This is a genomic window from Chelativorans alearensis (assembly GCF_010993735.1).
In the GTDB taxonomy this organism is placed as follows: Bacteria; Pseudomonadota; Alphaproteobacteria; order Rhizobiales; family Rhizobiaceae; genus Chelativorans; species Chelativorans alearense.
Window position 1 is genome coordinate 57,832 of sequence record NZ_WQNI01000004.1, and the last position, 19,754, is coordinate 77,585.

The window sequence follows — 19,754 nt, forward strand, 5'->3', positions numbered from 1 at the left end:
GTAGTTCCGGGCTTTTTCCCGGAATTGCTCAGTCGGCCACCGCCCCAACGGTCCGCGCGTCGAGGCGCTTGAGCGTTATGCCGATGACAGGCACCAGCTCCTCTTCGACATGGACGGAGATGGTGACGTTCATCGTATCCTTGTCGGATATCTGGGCGCGCATGGCGCCGGTCAACTCGTTGCGGTGAATGGCGAAGACGGCGTGGCCGTCCTTCACCGTGCCGCTCACCACGTCGAGCCCCTTGCCGGCCGCCCCGTCGAGGAAGGTGCCGCGGTAGCCGGAGGCCAAGCGCTCCACCTTGGCCGACATTTCCTGGTTGAAGACACCGACCCGGCAGCCCCCGTCGAGCGCCATGCCGATCTTTCCACCCGGCGTCGTGCCGGCGAAGTTGCAGATGAACTTGGTGCCCTTGTACTTGCCGGCGACGATCTCGCCCGGGCCGGACCAGTTGCCTTCCACCTGCTCGAAAAACTGCTTGTCGCGCTCCGAGGCATCGGCGGAAAAGGCAACGCCGGTGGCAAGTGCCGCGGCAAGAGGCAGAAGGGCGAAATTGCGCAGGGTCGAAGACATGGGCACCTGGATGGACAGCTGGCGAGAACAGGCAGGACAAGCATGAAGAATTTTGGTTAACGCTTTGTCACCGCCGGCCGCTCTTCTTGCCGGCCGATGACAGTTTGCCGAGAGTGGAGGAGGCGGCCAGGTTAGACAAGCCCTATTACGCGGTCATTTTGAGCATGATCTCCAAAAGTGGACACCGGTTTCCGGGTAAGAGCATGCTAAAACAAAAAGATGGATCGTGGTGCCGATTCCACGAAAAGGCATCACGATCTTGGCTTTTCCGCAGGTGTTTCCTGCGCCTTCGAGGCGAATTGCGTCACGGCCTTCAGGAAATCGCCCATACCGGGGCGCTGCACCGCGTGGAAGGCGAGGGGGCGGATGGCCGACATCGCCGCGATGCCTACCCGCGCCGTCAGCATGCCGTTGACAACACCTTCGCCGAGCTTCGCCGACAGCCGCGCGGCGATGCCATGGCCGACGATCTGCTGCACGAACGTCTCGCCCACGGCCATCGAGCCGGTAACGGCGAGATGGGCGACGACGCTGCGCGACAGCCGCAGGAAGCCCAGGAAACCCGGCCGGCCGCAGTAGAGCTCCGACAGGCGGCGGAGAAGACGCGCGGCCTCGAAGAGCACGTAGCCGACATCGAGCAGAGCCCGCGGGCTGACGGCCGTCACCACGGAGACACGCTTGGCGGCGTCCAGCACCAGCTTTTGCGCGCGGGCATCGAGGGGAGCGAGCAGCTCCTTCTCGGCGATGTGCAGGAGATCACGCCCATCGATGATGTCGCCTTCCAGGCCTTTGAGCGCCTGCCGTCCCGCCGCCGTCTCCGGGTGGCCGGCCAGAAGCGCGGTGAGGTCGGACACCACCGCGCGGGCAGCGCGTGCGTCGTCACCTTCATACGCTTTCTCGGCACGGCGGCGCATCCGGTCCACGGAGGAGAGGCGGGCAAGGGCGATGAACTCGCGGGCAAGGATGGCGACAAGGGCGAGCGCGGCGGTGGCGGCGAGCACTACCGCCAGCCAGCCGAGCCAATCGGCGCGCGAAAAGAGGTCGCGGATGAGCCGGTCCGTCCAAAGGCCTACCGCCAGCGAGACGAGGAGGCCGAAGGCGGCGAAGAAGATCTTGCCAAGCCGCGAGCCCCGCCTTGTGCCCGTGGCCGGCGCGGGCGGGGCGGCGGCCGGTTCCAGCGCCTCGAAGATGTCGATCTCCGCCGGGGTGACGGTGACCGCTTCGTCCACCTTCATCGCGCGTGGCCCACGCCCGCTCTCCCGAGGCTCGGGCTTTTTCGGCGTCTTTGACGGTTCGATGCGGAAGGCGGCAGGGCGGCGGCTCATGCGAGCTGGTCTCCCAGAAGGAACTGAAGGGCGCGGTCGAGGCGGATGTGCGGAAGGGAAAGCGTCACCCCTTCGGCGGTGCGCTCCAGCTTCGGCGGGCGGAAGCGCACGAAACGGATCGCCGGATCGCCGGAGGTGGGCGCGACGTCCTTGCGGAAGAAGGCGGCGGGGCTTTCCGGCAGGTCGCCGGGGAAGATCGCCGTCTCCGTCTCGCCGTCGAAGGTGTCCTCGCCGATGGTCTCGCCGGCAAGCGGACTGCCGATGATGACGGGAAGCCTCTCGCGTCCGCGTGTCGCCGCGCCCTCGCGGGTGGCGCGCACGGCGGCCATCGCCACCACCTCGACGGCGGCACCGGAAAAGTCGGCCCGGGCGATGGCGCGGTCGGCGAGCCGCCGCACGATGGCCTGCAGCCGGTCGTGGCTTTCGTGGTGGATGTGGTCGGCCTTCGTGGCGGCGATCAGGATGCGGTCGATGCGGCGGGAGACGAGGCCGGTCAGGAGACTGCCGCGGCCGGGGCGGAAGCAGGCGAGGATCTCCGTCAGCGCGCGCTCCAGATCGGCCACCGCCGGCCCGCCGGCATTGATGGCCTGCATGGCGTCCACCAGCACGATCTGCCGGTCGAGCCGGGCGATATGCTCGCGGAAGAAGGGCTTTATGACGTGGGTCTTGTAGGCCTCGTAGCGCCGCTCCATCATCGCCCGCATGGAGCCGGGGCGCGCCCGGCCTTCGCGCAGATTGGCGAGCGGCGCGAAGGTGAGCGCGGGCGAGCCCTCGAGATCGCCCGGCATCAGGAAGCGGCCGGGCGGCAGGGTGGACAGGGCGCGGGCATCCTCCTTGCAGGCGGCGAGATAGGCCGAGAAACTGTCGAACAGGCGCCGCGCCAGCATCTCGTCGGCGGCAGCATCGGGGTCGACGCTGGCGGCAAGCTGGCGCCAGGGCCTGGAAACCTCCTCGCGCACCGGAAGCTCGGCCAGTTCCATGGCCTCGCGGCTGAAGGTCTCGAAGCTCTTGCCTATGAGCGGCAGGTCGAGCAGCCATTCGCCGGGGTAGTCGACGATGTCGAGCGACAGCCGCCCGCGCGAGAACATGCGCCCAAAGGCCGATGCCGATTCGTATTCGACGGTGAGCCTGAGCTCCGAAATGGCGCGGGTGGACGCCGGCCATATGCGCTTGTCCACAAGATCGGCGATATGGTCCTCGTACTGGAAGCGCGGCACGGCATCGTCGGGCTGGTGCTCGAGATAGGCCTTGGCGATCCGCCCCGAGGCTTGCGCCTCGAACAGCGGCAGGCGGCCGCCATGGACGAGATTGTGGACGAGCGCGGAGATGAAGACGGTTTTGCCGGCACGCGAAAGGCCGGTAACGCCGAGCCTGACCGACGGCGACCAGAGGCCGGTGGCGCGGTCCGCGACGGTATCGAGGGCAATGCGGGCCTCGTCGGCCAGACTGGTCAGCGATGGCAAGGGCATCCCCCGATTCGTTCAAGGCCTTCCGGATATAGGCGATGGGGCGCGGCGATGAAATGGCTGGCGTACCGGCTGCCCACGGAACGAAACCGCCCGCCGCAGAGCATTTCCGCTTTCACCTGAAAATGTCGGCGGTTTTGACAATTGTGTTATTGCAGCGCGGTTTACGCTTGTCGCCGCCGTCGCGCCCGAATATATAGGCGCCGCTGGTAAGCAGTGGGGTGAGCGATGAGCGATACCGTCGATGCCAAATATGTCCCCTCCGAGGACGAACCCTTCATGAACGAGCGCCAGCGCGCCTATTTCCGCGGTAAGCTGATCAACTGGAAGAGCGATATCCTGCGGGAAGCGCGCGAGACGCTGGACGCGCTCCAACAGGAGAATGCCAACCATCCCGACCTTGCCGACCGTGCCTCCTCGGAGACCGACCGGGCCATCGAATTGAGGGCGCGCGACCGCCAACGCAAGCTGATCGCCAAGATCGATGCCGCGTTGCAGCGCCTCGACGAGGGCACCTACGGCTATTGCGAGGAGACGGGCGAGCCGATCTCGCTGAAGCGCCTCGACGCCCGCCCCATCGCCACGCTCTCCATCGAGGCGCAGGAGCGCCATGAGCGTCGTGAGAAGGTATACCGCGACGACTAAGCGGGCCGCGCAGACCTCTCGCGCGGAGACGGTTCCACCCGGCCGCCCCGCATCGCGTCTCTCCTCAAAGCCGGACCAGCCCTAAATCTGCACCAGCCTCAATCTACTTCAGCCTCAATCCTCTCCAGATTGACATCTCCCGGCAAGTCGCCAAGAGTTGGCCGCTGCACGGCTGTTGGCGGTTTTCGGGGGCTGCGCCGGTGCGGTAGCCGCGGATCGTGGCCGACAACCGGTCCGCCCAAAAAGAACATCAGGCAACATCGACTAGGGAGATACCCATGCGAAAATTTCTTCTTGTCGCCGCGGCGAGCCTTGCCCTGGCAACGGCAGCTTCAGCCCAGACCGTCAAAGTGTCGGTGACGGCCATCGTCGAGCACCCGGCGCTCGACGCCGTGCGTGACGGCGTCCGCGACGGGCTGGAGGAGGCCGGCTATCGCCAAGGCGAGAACCTCGAATTCGCTTACGAGTCTGCGCAGGGAAATCCCGCCACGGCCGCCCAGATCGCACGCGAATTCGTGGGCGACGCGCCGGACGTGATCGTGCCGATCTCCACCCCCTCCGCCCAGGCAGTCGCCGCGGCTACCCGCGATATCCCGGTGGTCTTCTCCGCGGTCACCGACCCGCTGGCAGCCGGCCTGGTCGAATCTATCGAGGCGCCGGGCGGAAACGTCACCGGCGTTTCCGACCTGACGCCGATCGCCGAGCACGTTGCACTCATCAGGGAACTGGTGCCCTCGGTGGAAAGCATCGGCTTCGTCTACAATCCCGGCGAGGCGAACTCGGTGGCCTTGCTCGAGCACTTCCGCAACGCGGCCGAGGAAGAGGGGCTTTCGGTGGTCGAGGCGGCGGCCAACAAGTCGGCTGACGTGCAGGCGGCGGCGCGCAGCCTGGTCGGCAAGGCGGACGCCATGTACGTGCCCACCGACAATACCGTGGTCTCCGCGCTCGAGGCCTTGGTCGCGGTGGCGGAAGAGAACGACCTGCCGCTGATCTCCGGCGACACGGACTCGGTGGAACGCGGCACGCTGGCCTCCATCGGCTTCGACTACTACGCGCTCGGCAAGCAGACCGCCGAAGTGGTGGTGCGCGTGCTCAAGGGCGAGGAGCCGGGCGCCATTCCAGTGACCTTCGCCGCCGGCACCGACCTGGTGGTCAACCGCAATGCGGCGGAGGCCATGGGCGTAACGCTTCCCGATGAGATGGTGCAGCGGGCCTCGAAGGTTATCGAGTAGGGCCGGAGACGCAGAAGTCGGCGCGCGAATCTGAAGTGGGCGCGCGCCGACCGGTCCCTAAAGCCGCACCCCCCATTTTTCCCTTGCACTGACCGCCCGTTCGGGCCACCGGAAGGCGCAAGTTTGGGATATTCGCTGCGGAGCACTTCGATCCAATGTCTGCAATCGCTTTTTGGGGCGCCGTCGAGCTTGGCCTGATCTACGGCTTCGTCGCCCTCGGGGTCTACCTGGCCTTCCGCGTGCTCGACTTTCCGGACCTCACCGTCGACGGCTCCTTTCCGCTGGGAGCGGCGGTGGCTGCCGTGGCGATCACCGCCGGCTGGGACCCCTGGCTTGCTTGTGTGCTCGCCGCTATCGGCGGCGCCCTGTGCGGGCTGGTGACGGCTTTCCTCAATGTCCGCTTCGGCATACTGAACCTGCTCGCCTCGATCCTTACCATGATCGCGCTCTTCTCGGTCAACCTGCGCATCATGGGCCGGCCCAACATGGCCGTGCTCAACCGGGAGACCGTGATCACGCCGTTTTACGACCTTGGCCTTGCCGACCACCTGGTGCGGCCGGCGGTGCTGGCCGTCCTGGTGCTTGCGACCGTGCTGCTTCTGGCACGCTTTCTCGGCAGCGATTTCGGCCTTGCGACGCGCGCGGCCGGCGCCAATCCGCGCATGGCGCGGGCCAACGGCGTCGATGTCGGCCGCCAGATCTATTTCGGCATGGGTCTGTCGAATGCGCTGACGGGGCTGGGCGGCGCGCTGTTCGCGCAGATCGCCGGCTTTGCCGACGTCACCTCGGGCGTCGGCACCATCGTTGTGGGGCTTGCCGCGGTCATCGTCGGCGAGACGCTGTTCCGCAGCCGCGCCATGCTGGTGGCGCTTCTGTCCGTCGTCGTCGGCTCGGTCGTCTACCGCGTCGCCGTGCAGTTGGCGCTTTCGGCGGATTTCCTGTTTCTCAAGGCATCCGACCTCAACCTCGTCACCGCCGTCCTCGTCACGCTGGCGCTGATCCTGCCGAAGCTGCGTGCCCGCAGGAGGGCCGTCCAATGATCTCCGTCGAGGCGCTCCACGTCACCTTCAACCCCGGCACGCCGATCGAGCGTCGAGCCGTCAACGGCATCGACCTGGCGCTGACAGAGGGCGAGTTCGCCACCGTCATCGGCTCCAACGGCGCCGGCAAGTCGACGCTTCTGGCGGCGATCGCCGGCGACGCGCCGCCGCAGAAGGGCACGATCAAGATCGGCGGTCGCGACGTCACGCGGGAGGCCCCGGCCAAACGGGCGCGCCGTGTCGCCCGAGTCTTCCAGGATCCGCTCGCCGGCTCCTGCGCCGACCTTTCCATCGAGGAGAACCTGGCGCTTGCGGCCATGCGCGGCGCCCGGCGCGGCCTCAGATCCGCTCTCCACGCCGACCGGCGGGCGCTCCTGCGCGAGCGGGTGGCTGAGCTCGGCCTCGACCTGGAAGACCGCATGGGCGACCGCATGGGCCTGCTGTCGGGCGGTCAGCGGCAGGCGCTCGCCCTCGTCATGGCCACGCTCGCCGGCGCCGAGGTGCTGCTCCTCGACGAACATACGGCCGCCCTCGACCCCGGTATGGCCGAGTTCGTCATCGACCTTACCCGCCGCCTCGTCGCCGCCCATGGGCTGACGACGCTGATGGTTACCCATTCCATGCGTCAGGCGCTCGATCTCGGCTCGCGCACGGTCATGCTGCACGAAGGCCGCATCGTGCTCGACATCACCGGCGACCGCCGCAAGAACATGGACGTGGACGACCTCGTCGCCATGTTCCGCCGCGTGCGTGGCGGCGAGGAGCTCGACGACGATTCGCTGCGCATCGGGTAGGGCCTCCGTGCCGGGACGCCCGATGGCGTAGGGTACGAAGACGCGCTATAAGCCGTTTTCGGGCGGGGCGCGGCAAGGGGAGGCGCTATGCAGGCGGTTGTCGGAGCGGTTCCGCTGATCGCGCTCGACGCGGTGGCGATCGACACGGAGACGACCGGGCTCGATCCGCGCAAGGCGCGTATCGTGCAGCTCGGCGGCGTCGCCATCGCCGGTGGGGCGATGCGTCCGGACCGCACCTTCGAGACCCTGGTCGACCCCGCGGTGCCCATCCCGCCCGAAGCCATGCGCATCCACGGCATCACCAATGCGATGGTGCGCCAGGCGCCCAGCTTCGCCACGGCCTGGGAACGCTTCGAGGCGTTCCGTGCCGGGCGCCTTCTGGTCGGCTATGCCGTCGGCTTCGACATGGCGGTGGCCAAACAGGAGGCCCGCCGCGCCGGCCTCGAGTGGAAGCGGCCGCGAACGCTGTGCGTGCGCACGTTGAGCCATCTCGTCAACCCCGAGCTTCGGGACCCGTCGCTGGAGGCGATCGCCGCCTGGCTCGGCATCGAGGTGACGGGGCGCCACCAGGCGCTTGGAGATGCCATCTCCGCGGCGAAAATCTTCGCGGCGCTTCTGCCCCGGCTGCAGGCGTGCGGCGTCCGCACGCTCGCCGAGGCCGAGCGCTCCTTGCTGCGGCTTGCCAAGGAGCGGGAACGGCAGCACAAGGCCGGCTGGGACGCACCGGCGTCCAGCCCGGAGACCCTGCCGTCCTTTGCCGCCGTCGATCCCTTCGCCTACCGCCACCACGTCGGCGATCTCATGAGGCGACCGCCGGTGCTTGTGCGCGACGAAACCCCGCTGCGTGCGGCAATGGCCCTGATGATGGAAAGGAAGACCGGCTCGATCCTCGTCAGCAAGAGCGGCGAACCGGGTGGGCCGGTGGGCGATTACGGCATCATCACGGAGCGCGACGTGCTGCGGCTGGTGGCGGTGCAAGGCGAGAGGAGTTTCGAGCGGCCGGCAGGCGCTCTTGCCAGCCGGCCGCTCGTCAGTATCCGCGCGCAGGCCTTCGCCTATCGCGCCATCGGCCGCATGGAGCGGCTCGGCATCCGCCACCTCGGCGTGCGCGACGAGAAGGATGCGCTTGCCGGCGTGATCTCGGCGCGCGATCTTCTGCGCCTGCGTGCCAGCGTGGCGATCCAACTCGATGACACGATCGATGCAGCAAACTCCACCGCCGAAATGGCCGCCGCCTGGGCCAGCCTTCCCACCGTCGCCAATGCACTGGCCGCCGAGGAGGTGGACGCCGGTATCGTCGCCGAGATCGTCAGCGAGGAACTGCGGGCGATGACGCGCCGGGCGGCGGTGCTCGCCGAACAGGAGATGCGCGATGTCGGCCTCGGCGGACCGCCTTCGCCCTATGCCGTGCTCGTGCTCGGCTCGGCCGGGCGGGGCGAGAGCCTGCTTGCCGCCGACCAGGACAACGCCATCGTCTACGAAAGCGGAGAGCCGGACGGGCCGGAAGACCGCTGGTTTGCCGCGCTGGGAGAACGGATCGCCGCCATGCTCGACACCGCCGGCATCGCCTATTGCAACGGCGGTGTGATGGCGAAGAACGCCGAGTGGCGCGGCTCGCTGGCGCTTTGGAAGGAGCGCGTCGGCCAGTGGGTGAGACGCTCCCGCCCGCAAGACCTTCTCAACGTCGACATCTTCTTCGACCTGAGCCCGGTGCACGGTGACCGAGGGCTCGGCGAGGCGCTTTTCGAGGAGGCGTATCAGCGCGGGCACGCCGAGGCGCCGTTTCCGCTGCTGCTTGGCGAGCAGCTTGCGAACCTGGCGTCTCCGTTCACCCTGTTCGGGCGGTTTCGCACCGAAGAGGGGCGGTTGGACCTCAAGCGCTTTGCCCTTTTCCCCATCGTGTCGGCGGCGCGCACACTGTCGATCCGCCACGATATCCGGGTGCGCTCCACCCGAGCGCGTCTCGAAGGGCTGCTTGAGCGGGAGATCGGCAGCGAAGTATCGCTTCAACGCGTACTGTCCGCCCACACCCTCGTGCTTTCGCTTACGCTCGCCCAGCAGAGCCGCGACCGGCACGAGGGCATCCCCGTCTCCAACAAGGTGGAGATCGCCGCGCTCTCGCGCTCGCAGCAGGCCGCCCTCAGGATAGCGCTCCGGGACCTGCAGATACTCCCTGAACTGGTGCGCGACCTGATGTGAGGCCGGGCGGCACTTCGGTTCCACCTACTCGACGGCGTAAACCTCCGGCGCGCCGTCGGCGATCCCGTAGACCGTGAACGGCTCCGACTTCTCGCCGCCCATACCGGGTGAACCCATGGGCATACCCGGCAGGGTGATGCCCTTGATGTCGGGACGCTCACTCATGAGCCGGTCGACGATGCCCACCGGCACGTGGCCGCTGACGACGTAGCCGTCGATGTGAACCAGATGGCAACCCTGGTATTCGTCCGGGATGCCGGCCTCGCGGCTCATGAGGGCGAGGTCGTGCGTGGGTTTGACCGAGACCGTGTACCCGTTGTCGCGCAGGTATTCGGCATATCCCTCGCAGCATCCGCATTGCGGGTTCTTGTAGAGGGTCGCGGCTTTCACCTCGGCCGCCGCAGCCGGCGCGCCGCTTGCCATTGCAGCGGCGCCAATGGTCGCCGCAGCGATGATCGATATCGGAAAAGTCCGTTTCATGAGCCAAGTTCCTTTCTTTCGCATTTTGCTTTGTCTTTTCAGTCTCAGGCGACCCGGATCACACCCATCATACCCGCCGCCTGGTGTTCGAGGATGTGACAGTGGAACATCCAGTCACCCGGATTGTCGGCGACAAACGCGATCTCGACCCGCTCGCGCGGCGCCATCAGCACGGTGTCCTGCCACTCACGGTGGCGCGTAGGCGTGCCCTCGCGGCCAAGCACGCGGAAGGAATGGCCGTGCAGGTGGATCGGATGATGCCAGGCCGTATCGTTGTGGAGGGCCAGCACATAGGAGCGGCCGCGCGCGAGCGTGAGCATGGGGTCCATCACGTGGCCTTCGGCGGCGATGCCGTTGACCGTCCAAACGCCGCCATGGCGCATTCCCGGCATCATGCGATCCATCATCCTGCCCATGTCTCTACCCGGCATGCCTCCATCCATCATGCCGCCGCCCATCATTCCGCTCATCATGCCGCCGCCGAAGGTGATCTCGTGGCGCTCAGCGGTTGCAAGGTCGGGCTCGGCCAGCGGGTTGTCGGGCAGGCGGAGGGGTGTGTCGGGCGGGGCTTCGCGCAAGGGGCGGTCGGCGTAGACGAGGTCCAACAAGCGGTATTCCAGGTCCCGGTAGAAGGTGTCGATCACCTGGAAACGCGCGCCGGGGGTGCCGGTCATGTCGATGACGAGGTCGGCGCGCATGGCCGGCCCGAGGACGACCCGGTCATCCTCCGGCGCGTGTGGCTCGACCGGTTGCCCGTCGAGGGCGACGACGCGGGGGCGGTGACCCTCGAACGCGAGGGCGAAGATGCGGGCGTTGGCGGCGTTGATCAGCCGCAGGCGAATGCGCTCGCCGCCGCGCACGGCGAAAGTCTCGGGCAGGCGGCCGTTGACGGTGGCGGTGTTGCCGATCCGCCCCGCCATGCCGGCGTCCATCATGTTGTCGAAGTCGTCGCTGATCTGCCCGTCCCGCAGCAGCCGCCAATCGTCGAGCACCCATGTGACATCGCGGTCAACGGGGATCGGCTCGGGCTCCTCGACGATCAGCGGACCGTAAAGGCCGCGCCCCACCTGCTCGGAACCGCGCTGGTGCGGGTGATACCAGAAGGTGCCGGCATCCGGGCAGTCGAAGGCATAGACGAAGGTCTCGCCCGGCGCTATCGGTGCCTGCGTGAGGTGCGGCACACCGTCCATTGCGTTCGGCACGCGCATGCCGTGCCAGTGGACCGTGGTCTCCTCGTCAAGCCGGTTCTCGACGGCGACCCGCAGCCTCTCGCCCTGGCGAACCCGGATTTCCGGTCCCGGCACCGCGCCGTTGTAGTGCCACACCGCCGTTTCGGGGTAGCGGCCGCCGAGCAGCGGCACACGCCCCTTCTTCGCCGTGATCCGATATTCGTTGCCGATGGCAGCTTGCGCCGGGCGAAGCGCGGGGAACGCCAAGGCGGCGAACCCGGCCCCGGCCTTAAGAAGCCCCCGGCGCGAGATGGGATTGCTGAAATGATTGCTCATGCCCTACGTCCTGTGGACGGTTAAGATCGTGGCAGCGCTGATGCGCGTGCGGACACATGTGAGGGCGCAGACGCCGGCCGCGTGGAGCGGCCGACACTCCCGTCACACGAGGACGTCGGGTCTGGGAGGGTGCGGGTCGGGCAGGGCGGACCGTCCGCTCATCGGGGCTGACGGCGGCAAGGACGGGGCCGAGACTATGGCAATCGCCGTCGTCGGCACATGCGGAAGCACGGCGAGGGTGGGAGCGGCGCAGGCCGCTGCCGGGCAGGGCGCTTGCGCCCCGTGGTCACCGCCGGTGTCCGGGCAATCCTGGCAGTTTCCGTCGACGGAGGCAGTCATCTCCGCCGTGGCCATCCGAACCGTCATATCGCCGGACTGGACCGGCGCTAGGCTCAAACCCACGGTCACGAATACCGCGAGCAGAAAAGTAACGACCTGGCGTGCCGAACGATGCTTCATAGCGTTTGGTACGATGATCGCAAAGCCGCCAAAAGGCAAGCTGCCCCGTCGATATGAGACCTTCCGCCGCGTCCTGCAGGCCAAGACGCCGTTAGACCAGTTCATCATTTCGTGGATCCGATGAACTGGTCTAACTCTTTGTTTTGTCGAAATTCCGGACGCAGATGGGTACCATCTGTCAGGATCGCACCACTAGAGTGTCCAGTCGGAAGAGTTGAAAAGCTGCGCCACCCCGCCGGGGCCGGGGGGGCCGCCTGCCAGGACAAGTTCGGCGGCCTTGAGTGCGCCGGCGATGAGGCGCACCATCGGTTCGGGCTCCAGCGCCTCCAGCGGTATGCCCATCTGGCTCTTGCCGGGGGTGCGCGGCGGCCAGACCTTGAGGTCGAAATAGCGGGCTGCCTTGCGGTCGATATCTCCCCAGTACTGGAGGATAACCGCATCTGGGGCGACCTTTGCGATGCGCCCGAGATCGTGGATGCCGAGGCTTGGCCGGTTTGTCGGCCTCTGCGCCAGGACGACAACGTCCCAGGAATGGGTGAACACCATGTCCGGATTGGGGAACACCTCGACCTGGGCGCCCGCCGCCCGCATGCCTCGCTGGAGGTTGCGAGCCAGCGGGTTGCCGCAAATGAGCGCGACCGAGGTCTTGTCGATCGCTATACCCGCCTCCTGGAAAAGCTTTAGGCATAAAGCGGCCTGGTAGTCCGCCCCGCCGATCGCGGGATGGGACTCGTTGACAGCGGAGATGGGGATCCGATGCTCCTGGCACGCCCTGATGTCGATCTCTCCCTTCAACAGCATCCATGGCTCGCTCATCATCGCTATGACCGAGCGCCTGGGCAGCCGCTCGATGATCGATCGCGTGATGGGGGGGATGGGTTCGCTGTTGAAAAGGATGTTCGTGTTGCTGCAGGTCTGGTGGTCGATGCGCTCGCTGATCGTGACACGGCCACGAACCCCCGCCAGCGCGGCCAGCGACAACGTTATGTCCGCCGCTTCCTGGGCGGAGTGATAGCGGTTGGAGGGGCGGGTGATGGCCGTCACGCTCGCGGCGCCGGCCAGAAGCGCGAGCGTCGCCGTCGCCGCGCGGTACCCCAAGGTTGCCGGAACCACAACGTGCAGGCCCGAGACATCCAACGCAAAATCGCCGACATTCTTTTGGATGAGCGACAGCACCTTCGGCATGTCGGTTCGCGCAATCGGTCTTTGGGAACTGCTAGCGTGCCACATCACCCGTACTTGCCCGGTTTGCCGACAGTTGAGTTGGTCGCGTTCTGCTCCGCTGTCGAACCACAAGGCTTCTTGTTTGTGCGGCAATTTGATGAAGGAATTGAGGAAACTTATTGCCTCGAAATCCGCATCGCCCATGCCCGTCCACACGGCCCGATTTGCGTGTCGTAAGAGCAGATCATAGAGCCGTATCTGTTTGATGCAGCTAAGATATTTGTGCAAGATTCCCAGCGCATAGGTGTTAGCATTCTCTATCTATCAGCGTATCCGGCCCATCGATCTAATCAATTTGGGAGGTGCAGGATGCACAACCGCGAAGGCGCGCACCGCATCGACTGACTGTTGGGAGGACCTAATCAATGTCGTGCTCGACCGCGAAAGAGCGAACAGCTCCTCGCAGCCCCGTGACAAGGCCGATCTGACTGTCCAGCGCCGCGATGCGCTCGCTGAACGCCTTCAGCGAGCGCGTGAGATCGTCCACCTTTGCCGACGACCGGGCATCATTGACTTCGTCTTCGTAGTATTGCTGGGCGAAGGCTGCAGTGATGGCGGCGGATTCGTAGCGCTTCTGGAAGCCTGTCTTTTCGGCGAGCAGCTCCATCTCGATCTCGTCGAGAACCCTTTCGAGCGTGGCGATCCGCTCATGGTCCGCGTAGCGGTCGCGTTCCTCCCTGCGTGTGAGAAAGCCTAACATCATACCACCTTGCCCTTCCGCATCGACCTCAACCCGTAACTCTAGGCGGCGGCGCGTTCGGGAAGGCGGGATCCGGCACCATGCCGCCGCATCAGCTCCGCGTCGATGATTTGTTGCATCTTCGCCTTGAAGTTTGCTTCGCTGAACTGGAGGGCATGATTGCGGATCAGGTCCGGGCGGAATGCCGTTTCCATCGACCGAAAGCGCCTTACGGCCTCGATCAGCCCTTGCACGGACTGTTCCTGGAACAGGATGCCCGTACGGTCGGGAACGACGCTATCCAGCGCACCGCCGCCATAGAAGGCGATGACAGGCCGGCCGCTCGCCATGGCTTCGACCGGAACGATGCCGAAGTCCTCCTCGCCGGGAAAGACGAGGGCGCGGCAGCGGGCGAGCATATCTCGCAACACGGGGGAGGGCGCCCGGCCGAGGAAGGTGACCGTCGGACCGGCCATGCGCTTGAGCCGCGCCATCTCCTTTCCTTCGCCGATGACGACAAGGTTCTCCGCCATTTTCGTGAAGGCTTCCACTGCCAGCTCGACGCGTTTGTAGCCGACGAGCTGGCCGGCGCAGAGATAAAAATCGCCGATTTTGGCAGCGGGCGAGAAGTCCTGAACCGCAACAGGCGGATTGAGCACGGCGGCGTCGCGCCGGTAGTATTTCTCGATGCGGGCGGCCACGTGGTGCGAGTTGGCGACGAATTTGTCGACCCGCGCGCTGGTCGACACGTCCCAGGCCCTCAGCGCCGGGGCAAGGACCGGCAGCAATGCGCGGGTGAGAAGGCCGGAGCCGGCACGGTAGAAGTGGTAGTGATCCCATAGATACCGCATCGGCGAGTGGCAGTAGCAGATGTGAGTTGCCTGCGGCCCGGGGACGATGCCCTTGGCGGGTCCCGATTCACTGGAGAGGATCAGGTCGTAGCCCGACAGATCGAGGCTTTCGAGCGCGAAGGGCATCAGCGGCAGCAGGGACTGGTAATGCTTGCGCGCGCCGGGGATCTTCTGCAGGAAGGACGGCGTGACCTTGTGGCGCCGGATCTTCGCCGAGACCCGTTCTTCATCGTAGACGAGCGTGAAGATATCGGCGCCGGGATACATGTCGCAGAGCGCCTCCACGACCTTCTCCCCACCCCGCATCGACACCAGCCAATAATGGACTATCGCGACGCGCAAAACATTCCTCCTGGAATGAATCCAAGTGTTGGGATCGTGGCGTGAAAGAGCGCTTGGGGACACGCCGTACATCAGGCCAATCCCCTATCTGTACGGTCAATCCGCCGGCGCAAAGGGACTAAGCCTTCATCCGTTCGGGCTGGAATCGGCCTTATGCAGCGTTCCACCTGCGTCGAAGATGGCAGACGCTTAGCCGCCTATAGCCGAAAGGGACTAGGGCCAACGGTATTTACCTTGCCGGGATTCAATTGATGATCGGCAGGAAGGGGCGGGCTTTTCGCGCGTCCTTTCCACCGGGGTGCTTGGATCTTATGGCAGAGAACCGCACAGAAATCGTTGAAACTCCCGGCCTGCCGCAGCAACTCGCCTTCATGGTGCTGACAGCGATCATCGTCTGTGCCGTCTGTCTTGCAGCGCTGCCGGCGCGGGCGGACGAATTGTACCAGCTCCGACCGCATACGCGGGTCAAGGTGACGGTGGTGGAATGGGTGCCCAACCTGGGCGAATACCGGGAATGGACCCCTTTGAATGGCGAATACGCGGTTGCGCAGTCGGGCTCGATCTCGATACCGCTGGTTGGCGAACTTCCCGCCGCTGGACGGACCGCCAGCGCCCTTGCATCCGAAATCGCCGAGGAATTGAAACGGCGGACGGGGCTCGTCACCGCGCCGGTCACGACCGTCGAGGTGGTGCGGTACCCATCGCTCTATGTGACGGGCAGCGTCGACCGGCCCGGCGAGTTCGAGTACCGGCCGGGCCTCACCGTCCTGCAGGCATTGGCGATGGCGGGCGGGCGGGCGCGGAAGAGTGACCCGCAGGGCGGATATTCGGAGCTGGAGCAGATCCGCTACGTGGGCGAACTCGGGCGTATCGATCTGGAATTGCATCGGTCGATGGCGCGGCGGGCGCGGCTGGAAGCCGAACTCCACGGGAGAGCCACGATCGAATTTCAGGCGGAGATCGGCGGTGCCGGCCTACCCGCCGCTACCGCGCAAATCCTGCGCGAGGAGGAAACGATCTTCACGGCTCGGACCGAGGCATTCGAGCGTCAGCTTGAATCGCTGGAAGAGTTGAGTGCGCTCTTCAGCGAGGAGATCGCGGTCCTCGAGGAAAAGATGGTTGCGCAAGACCGGCAGGTTGGCATCGCCGAAGCCGAGCTCAAGGACATCTCCAAGCTCGTCAGCAGCGGCACGGCCACCCGGTCGCGCGAGACGGGGCTGGAGCGGGTCGTCGCCGATCTGCAGAGCGAGCGGCTGGACCTGGCGATAGCCTCCATGCGCGCCAAGCAGAGGCTGAGCGAGACGAACCGCGACGCACTGAGCCTCAAGGGGCAGCGCAAGACCGAAATCGGCCGCGACCTGCAGACGACCATTGCGGAAATCGAGGAACTGAAGCTGCGGCGGGAGACCAACGAAAGGCTGCTTCAGGCGACAGGCGCCTCGATCGCAAGGCGTGACATGCAGATGGCCATCGAGGAGCATCCGCTGCGCTTCACCATCGTCCGGGGCGGCGAGAATGGCGATACCTTCGAAGCTTCACCCGGCACGGTTCTTGAGCCCGGCGATGTTCTCGAGGTGCGTCTCGATTTGGCGGAGGTGGCGGTTGGGACAGCACCGGCAGGAGCCGCGGAGATCAGCGGAATGCTTTCCCGGTAAGGGCGAGGCGACCGAACATGGATGGATGAACAGGGGCATGGTGGTTCAGGAGATTCGCAAGCTTAGCGGCGAACGCGGCCTGTCGGCGGCGAGCAAGGAATATGTCACGTTTCGCGACATCTGGTCTTTCCTGCGCCGTCACATCCTGCTCCTCATCCTGATGACCGTGGTCGGCATCGCGCTCGGGGGGCTCTACATTTCAAAGACCGAGCCGACCTATTCGGCCATCGCTCGTCTGGTGATCGATCATGAGCAGGCGCGCATCGCCTCCCAGGATCCCTCGACGGGAACAATCATCATCGAGGCGGCGGAAATCGCCAGCGAGGTCGAGATCATCAAATCAGAGGCGATCGCCAGGTCGGTGATCAAGGAGCTCAATCTTCTTGAAGATCCGGAAATCCTGACAAGCCGGTCCTGGAGGTCGGCCATACGCTCGGGGATCGCCTTTCTCTTCACGCTTTTCCGGAACGAGCCGGATGCCGATGAGGAGGATGCGGGGGTGCTGGACGAAGAAGAGACCATGCGCCGGACGATGGCCGGCTTTCTGTCCAGGGTATCGGCTCGCCGCGTCGGGCAATCCTACGTGCTGGAGATCGGGTACACCTCGACCGACCCCGTGAAAGCTGCAAGGGCTGCGAACGCCATTGCCAGGGCCTATATGCAAGCGAACCTTAACGCCAAGGCCGAGGCCCTGACGCGCGGCGCGGCGTGGTTGGAAGATCGGCTGATAGATGTCGCCCAGCAGGCGCGCGAAGCCGCGCTCGACGTGGAGGAATACCGCAACAAGAACGGTATCACACAGGTCGGCGATGCGGCCTCGCTCGACCACCAGCAGCTTTCTGAAATCAGCACGCAGCTCCTGGTGGCGCAGGCCAACAGGGCCACGGAATCGGCCAGGCTTGCGACCATCAACCGCCTGCTCGCCGGGGATATAGCGGACGGTTATGTCGGCGAGGCGCTGAACAACACGCAGATCTACAAACTGCGCGAGGACCTTCAGGCGGCGACCGTCAAGCTGGAAACACTGCAGAGCCGCTATGGAGCGGGCGGAGCGCCAGTGCGCGCGGCGAAGGAGGAGATTGCACAACTCGAAGGCGAGATCCGCCGCGAATTGGTGCGCATTCAGGGTGTCTACAAGACGAACCTGGAGACCGCGATCACGCGCGAGAAGCTGTTGAGCGAACGGCTCGACGGCCTGAAGCAAGCCACCGCCGGCACGAACCTTGCCCGCGTCGAGCTCGCCGAATTGGAAAGCCGGGCAGCGACCTACCGGCGCATGTATGAAAACCTGCTACAGCAGCTCCTCGCCGCCTTGCAGAAGCAGTCGTTTCCGGTCGGCGATGCGCGCATCGTCACCGCGGCGACACCGCCGCTGTCCAAGATTGGGCCGAAGACGACGCTGGTTCTGCCGTTCTCGATGCTGCTCGGTTTCGCCGCCGGCATAGGCCTTGCCGGCGCGCGCGAAATCCTCGACCGCCGCATCGGTTCGGGCGAGCGTCTCGGCCGTGAGTTGGGGTTGCCCATGCTCGGCCACGTGCCGGCGGCACGCTTCCGCCCGACCTGGGACCTATCGTCCGGCAGCGAGACCGGCAGCCTGCGCTATGTGCTGGACGCGCCTTACTCGAACTTTTCGGAAGCGTTACGCAGCGTCAAGAACTCCATCGACGCAACTTTTCCGGCGAACGGATCGATCATGCTGGGCATCACCTCGGTCGATGCCGGCGAAGGCAAGACGACGATCGCCACCAATCTGGCGCAGCTTTACCTGAACGAAGGCGTCTCCGTTATCCTCGTCGATGCCAATTTCCCTCACCCGCATATCAGCCATTTGGCGGCAGGGCAGGGTGCGGACCTGGGCCTCACCATGGCGCGGCTTACCGCACCATCCGTCGAGCCTGACAAGGTTGAGCAGCCCCTTCCGCGTTACAGCGAGCGCAAGACCACGTCGCGCTTTGCGGAGGGGGAACTGAAGGAGAAGGAGGGCGACCAGCCGTCGCTGCCGGAGGAACCCGACGATCTGGCGGCGGTGCCGGTGCTGACGGTCGATCAGATCAAGCGTTCGGCGCATCCCTCCCATCGCTATGGCCACCTGCCGGCTCTGAAGGCGCAGATCGATATGCTTCGCGGCCGCTACGCCGTCGTCATCGTTGATCTGTCGGCGTTCGAGAGTTCGGTCGATGCCCGTGTCGCCAGCTCCTATCTCGACGGCATTCTGCTTGTCATGGGCAATCATCGGAAGATGACGGTCGAGCGGCTGGCGGAGGCGCTGGCGACCTTCGGCAAGTCGCGCGTGAGCATTCTCGGCGTGATCTTCAATCGGAGCACGCGCCGCCGGCGGCCTGCCGGCCCGCTTCCCGCTCCACAGCTTTACGGCGGCAGCCATGGCGCAACCTGACGGCACCCGCTTTGCCATCGGCATCGCCACCAGCGGCAGGCGCGAAATCCTGAGAACGTTGCTGCCGCATCTGGCGCGGCAAGTCCGTCGGCCGGACGAGATCGTCATCTGCGCGGCGTGCGAGGACGATGTCGACATGGCCGCGCTGGACACGGTCGGGCTCAATATACGTGTGCTTGTTGCCGAGCGCGGCCTGTGCCGGCAGCGCAATCATATCCTGCGCAATGTCCCCACCGCCGACATCCTGCTGTATCTGGACGACGATTTCCTCATGGGGCCGTCCTATGTCGATGAGACGGAGCGGATTTTCGCGTCGGACCCGGAAGTGGTCATGTGCACGGGAACGGTCGACGCGGACGGGATCACCGGCCCCGGCATAGATGTCTCGGAGGCGCTGGCGATCATAGATCGCGGGCAGCATGAACCCGCGGGCGCCGCGGACGATCCACAGGTGATTTACAACGCCTATGGCTGCAACATGGCCGTGCGCATGGCAATGGTGCGCGCCGAGGGATTGGCCTTCGACGAAAACCTGCCGCTTTACGGTTGGCTGGAGGATGTCGATTTCAGCCGCCAGATGGCCCGTTATGGAAAGATCGTGGTTTCGCGGCGGCTGCGCGGTGTTCATCTTGGCACGAAATCAGGCCGCACGTCCGGCGTCCGCTTCGGCTATTCGCAGATCGCCAACCCGATCTATCTCATGCGCAAGAGAACCATGAGCTTCCGGCACGCTTCCGTACAGATCGCGCGAAACCTCATCGCCAACACGGTCAAGCTCACCACGCCCGAGCCGTGGGTGGACCGCAAGGGGCGCTTGAAGGGCAATCTCCGGGCGCTGGCGGATCTCGTTCGCGGCCGGCTGGCGCCGCAAAAAATCGTGGCGCTCGAATAG

General features: G+C 65.6%; 17 protein-coding genes. 8 read left to right on the forward strand and 9 right to left on the reverse strand.

Annotation, left to right across the window (positions count from 1 at the left end):
• Positions 1-28: 28 nt before the first annotated feature.
• From GPJ75_RS07565 to GPJ75_RS07575, 3 genes are all read right to left on the reverse strand, one after another.
• On the reverse strand, positions 29-571 hold the full coding sequence (locus GPJ75_RS07565) for a hypothetical protein (protein WP_163266748.1): 543 nt from the start codon (positions 569-571) through the stop codon (positions 29-31).
• Positions 572-822: 251 nt separating this feature from the next.
• Positions 823-1,896, reverse strand: coding sequence for a YcjF family protein (locus tag GPJ75_RS07570; RefSeq protein ID WP_163266750.1), 1,074 nt, complete (start codon positions 1,894-1,896; stop codon positions 823-825).
• Complete coding sequence (locus GPJ75_RS07575; RefSeq protein WP_246248958.1) at positions 1,893-3,359, reverse strand: YcjX family GTP-binding protein; 1,467 nt, start codon at positions 3,357-3,359, stop codon at positions 1,893-1,895. The genes GPJ75_RS07570 and GPJ75_RS07575 overlap by 4 nt, the downstream gene beginning before the upstream one ends.
• Positions 3,360-3,590: 231 nt before the next feature.
• Between GPJ75_RS07575 and dksA the strand changes: the two genes are divergently transcribed.
• From dksA to GPJ75_RS07600, 5 genes are all read left to right on the forward strand, one after another.
• Complete coding sequence (gene dksA / locus GPJ75_RS07580) at positions 3,591-4,007, forward strand: RNA polymerase-binding protein DksA (RefSeq protein ID WP_159586735.1); 417 nt, start codon at positions 3,591-3,593, stop codon at positions 4,005-4,007.
• Positions 4,008-4,285: 278 nt separating this feature from the next.
• Positions 4,286-5,239, forward strand: a complete 954-nt coding sequence (locus GPJ75_RS07585; protein ID WP_163266754.1) for an ABC transporter substrate-binding protein — start codon at positions 4,286-4,288, stop codon at positions 5,237-5,239.
• Positions 5,240-5,394: 155 nt separating this feature from the next.
• A complete protein-coding gene (locus tag GPJ75_RS07590; protein ID WP_163266756.1) occupies positions 5,395-6,279 on the forward strand; it encodes an ABC transporter permease in 885 nt (294 codons plus the stop codon).
• Positions 6,276-7,073 (forward strand): ABC transporter ATP-binding protein, encoded by a 798-nt coding sequence (locus GPJ75_RS07595; protein ID WP_163266758.1) that lies wholly within the window; start codon positions 6,276-6,278, stop codon positions 7,071-7,073. Before GPJ75_RS07590 ends, GPJ75_RS07595 begins: the two co-directional genes overlap by 4 nt.
• An 87-nt stretch (positions 7,074-7,160) precedes the next feature.
• The gene (locus GPJ75_RS07600; RefSeq protein WP_163266760.1) at positions 7,161-9,272 is read left to right on the forward strand and encodes a DUF294 nucleotidyltransferase-like domain-containing protein; all 2,112 of its coding nucleotides are present in this window, start codon (positions 7,161-7,163) and stop codon (positions 9,270-9,272) included.
• A gap of 24 nt (positions 9,273-9,296) precedes the next feature.
• Here GPJ75_RS07600 and GPJ75_RS07605 read toward each other — a convergent pair whose 3' ends face one another.
• From GPJ75_RS07605 to GPJ75_RS07630, 6 genes are all read right to left on the reverse strand, one after another.
• Positions 9,297-9,752 (reverse strand): DUF411 domain-containing protein, encoded by a 456-nt coding sequence (locus GPJ75_RS07605; protein ID WP_163266762.1) that lies wholly within the window; start codon positions 9,750-9,752, stop codon positions 9,297-9,299.
• A 44-nt stretch (positions 9,753-9,796) separates the two neighbouring features.
• Entirely contained in the window at positions 9,797-11,257 is a 1,461-nt protein-coding gene (locus tag GPJ75_RS07610) for a multicopper oxidase family protein (protein WP_163266764.1), read from the reverse strand.
• A 102-nt stretch (positions 11,258-11,359) separates the two neighbouring features.
• Positions 11,360-11,716 carry a hypothetical protein gene (locus GPJ75_RS07615; RefSeq protein WP_163266766.1) on the reverse strand — a complete coding sequence of 119 codons (357 nt, stop codon included), beginning with the start codon at positions 11,714-11,716 and terminating at the stop codon, positions 11,360-11,362.
• A gap of 192 nt (positions 11,717-11,908) precedes the next feature.
• Complete coding sequence (locus tag GPJ75_RS07620) at positions 11,909-12,901, reverse strand: hypothetical protein (RefSeq protein ID WP_246248959.1); 993 nt, start codon at positions 12,899-12,901, stop codon at positions 11,909-11,911.
• 397 nt (positions 12,902-13,298) lie between these two features.
• Positions 13,299-13,643: a hypothetical protein gene (locus tag GPJ75_RS07625; protein ID WP_205602489.1), complete on the reverse strand. Its 345-nt coding sequence runs from the start codon at positions 13,641-13,643 to the stop codon at positions 13,299-13,301.
• Positions 13,644-13,681: 38 nt separating this feature from the next.
• Positions 13,682-14,812, reverse strand: a complete 1,131-nt coding sequence (locus GPJ75_RS07630) for a glycosyltransferase (RefSeq protein WP_163266770.1) — start codon at positions 14,810-14,812, stop codon at positions 13,682-13,684.
• A gap of 311 nt (positions 14,813-15,123) precedes the next feature.
• Between GPJ75_RS07630 and GPJ75_RS07635 the strand changes: the two genes are divergently transcribed.
• The 3 genes from GPJ75_RS07635 to GPJ75_RS07645 are packed head-to-tail and all read left to right on the forward strand — an operon-like array spanning position 15,124 to position 19,754.
• The gene (locus GPJ75_RS07635; RefSeq protein WP_246248960.1) at positions 15,124-16,467 is read left to right on the forward strand and encodes a polysaccharide biosynthesis/export family protein; all 1,344 of its coding nucleotides are present in this window, start codon (positions 15,124-15,126) and stop codon (positions 16,465-16,467) included.
• Positions 16,468-16,504: 37 nt separating this feature from the next.
• The gene (locus GPJ75_RS07640) at positions 16,505-18,862 is read left to right on the forward strand and encodes a GumC family protein (protein WP_163266772.1); all 2,358 of its coding nucleotides are present in this window, start codon (positions 16,505-16,507) and stop codon (positions 18,860-18,862) included.
• On the forward strand, positions 18,849-19,754 hold the full coding sequence (locus GPJ75_RS07645) for a glycosyltransferase family 2 protein (RefSeq protein ID WP_163266774.1): 906 nt from the start codon (positions 18,849-18,851) through the stop codon (positions 19,752-19,754). Before GPJ75_RS07640 ends, GPJ75_RS07645 begins: the two co-directional genes overlap by 14 nt.

Coding starts and splice junctions, on each gene's coding strand:
- GPJ75_RS07620 (WP_246248959.1), bottom strand. CDS start 12,901: ATGCCGAAGGTGCTGTCGCTCATCCAAAAGAATGTCGGCGATTTTGCG.
- GPJ75_RS07590 (WP_163266756.1), top strand. CDS start 5,395: ATGTCTGCAATCGCTTTTTGGGGCGCCGTCGAGCTTGGCCTGATCTAC.
- GPJ75_RS07645 (WP_163266774.1), top strand. CDS start 18,849: ATGGCGCAACCTGACGGCACCCGCTTTGCCATCGGCATCGCCACCAGC.
- GPJ75_RS07615 (WP_163266766.1), bottom strand. CDS start 11,716: ATGAAGCATCGTTCGGCACGCCAGGTCGTTACTTTTCTGCTCGCGGTA.
- GPJ75_RS07600 (WP_163266760.1), top strand. CDS start 7,161: ATGCAGGCGGTTGTCGGAGCGGTTCCGCTGATCGCGCTCGACGCGGTG.
- GPJ75_RS07585 (WP_163266754.1), top strand. CDS start 4,286: ATGCGAAAATTTCTTCTTGTCGCCGCGGCGAGCCTTGCCCTGGCAACG.
- GPJ75_RS07595 (WP_163266758.1), top strand. CDS start 6,276: ATGATCTCCGTCGAGGCGCTCCACGTCACCTTCAACCCCGGCACGCCG.
- GPJ75_RS07610 (WP_163266764.1), bottom strand. CDS start 11,257: ATGAGCAATCATTTCAGCAATCCCATCTCGCGCCGGGGGCTTCTTAAG.
- GPJ75_RS07570 (WP_163266750.1), bottom strand. CDS start 1,896: ATGAGCCGCCGCCCTGCCGCCTTCCGCATCGAACCGTCAAAGACGCCG.
- GPJ75_RS07605 (WP_163266762.1), bottom strand. CDS start 9,752: ATGAAACGGACTTTTCCGATATCGATCATCGCTGCGGCGACCATTGGC.
- GPJ75_RS07635 (WP_246248960.1), top strand. CDS start 15,124: ATGGCAGAGAACCGCACAGAAATCGTTGAAACTCCCGGCCTGCCGCAG.
- GPJ75_RS07565 (WP_163266748.1), bottom strand. CDS start 571: ATGTCTTCGACCCTGCGCAATTTCGCCCTTCTGCCTCTTGCCGCGGCA.
- dksA (WP_159586735.1), top strand. CDS start 3,591: ATGAGCGATACCGTCGATGCCAAATATGTCCCCTCCGAGGACGAACCC.
- GPJ75_RS07640 (WP_163266772.1), top strand. CDS start 16,505: ATGGTGGTTCAGGAGATTCGCAAGCTTAGCGGCGAACGCGGCCTGTCG.
- GPJ75_RS07625 (WP_205602489.1), bottom strand. CDS start 13,643: ATGATGTTAGGCTTTCTCACACGCAGGGAGGAACGCGACCGCTACGCG.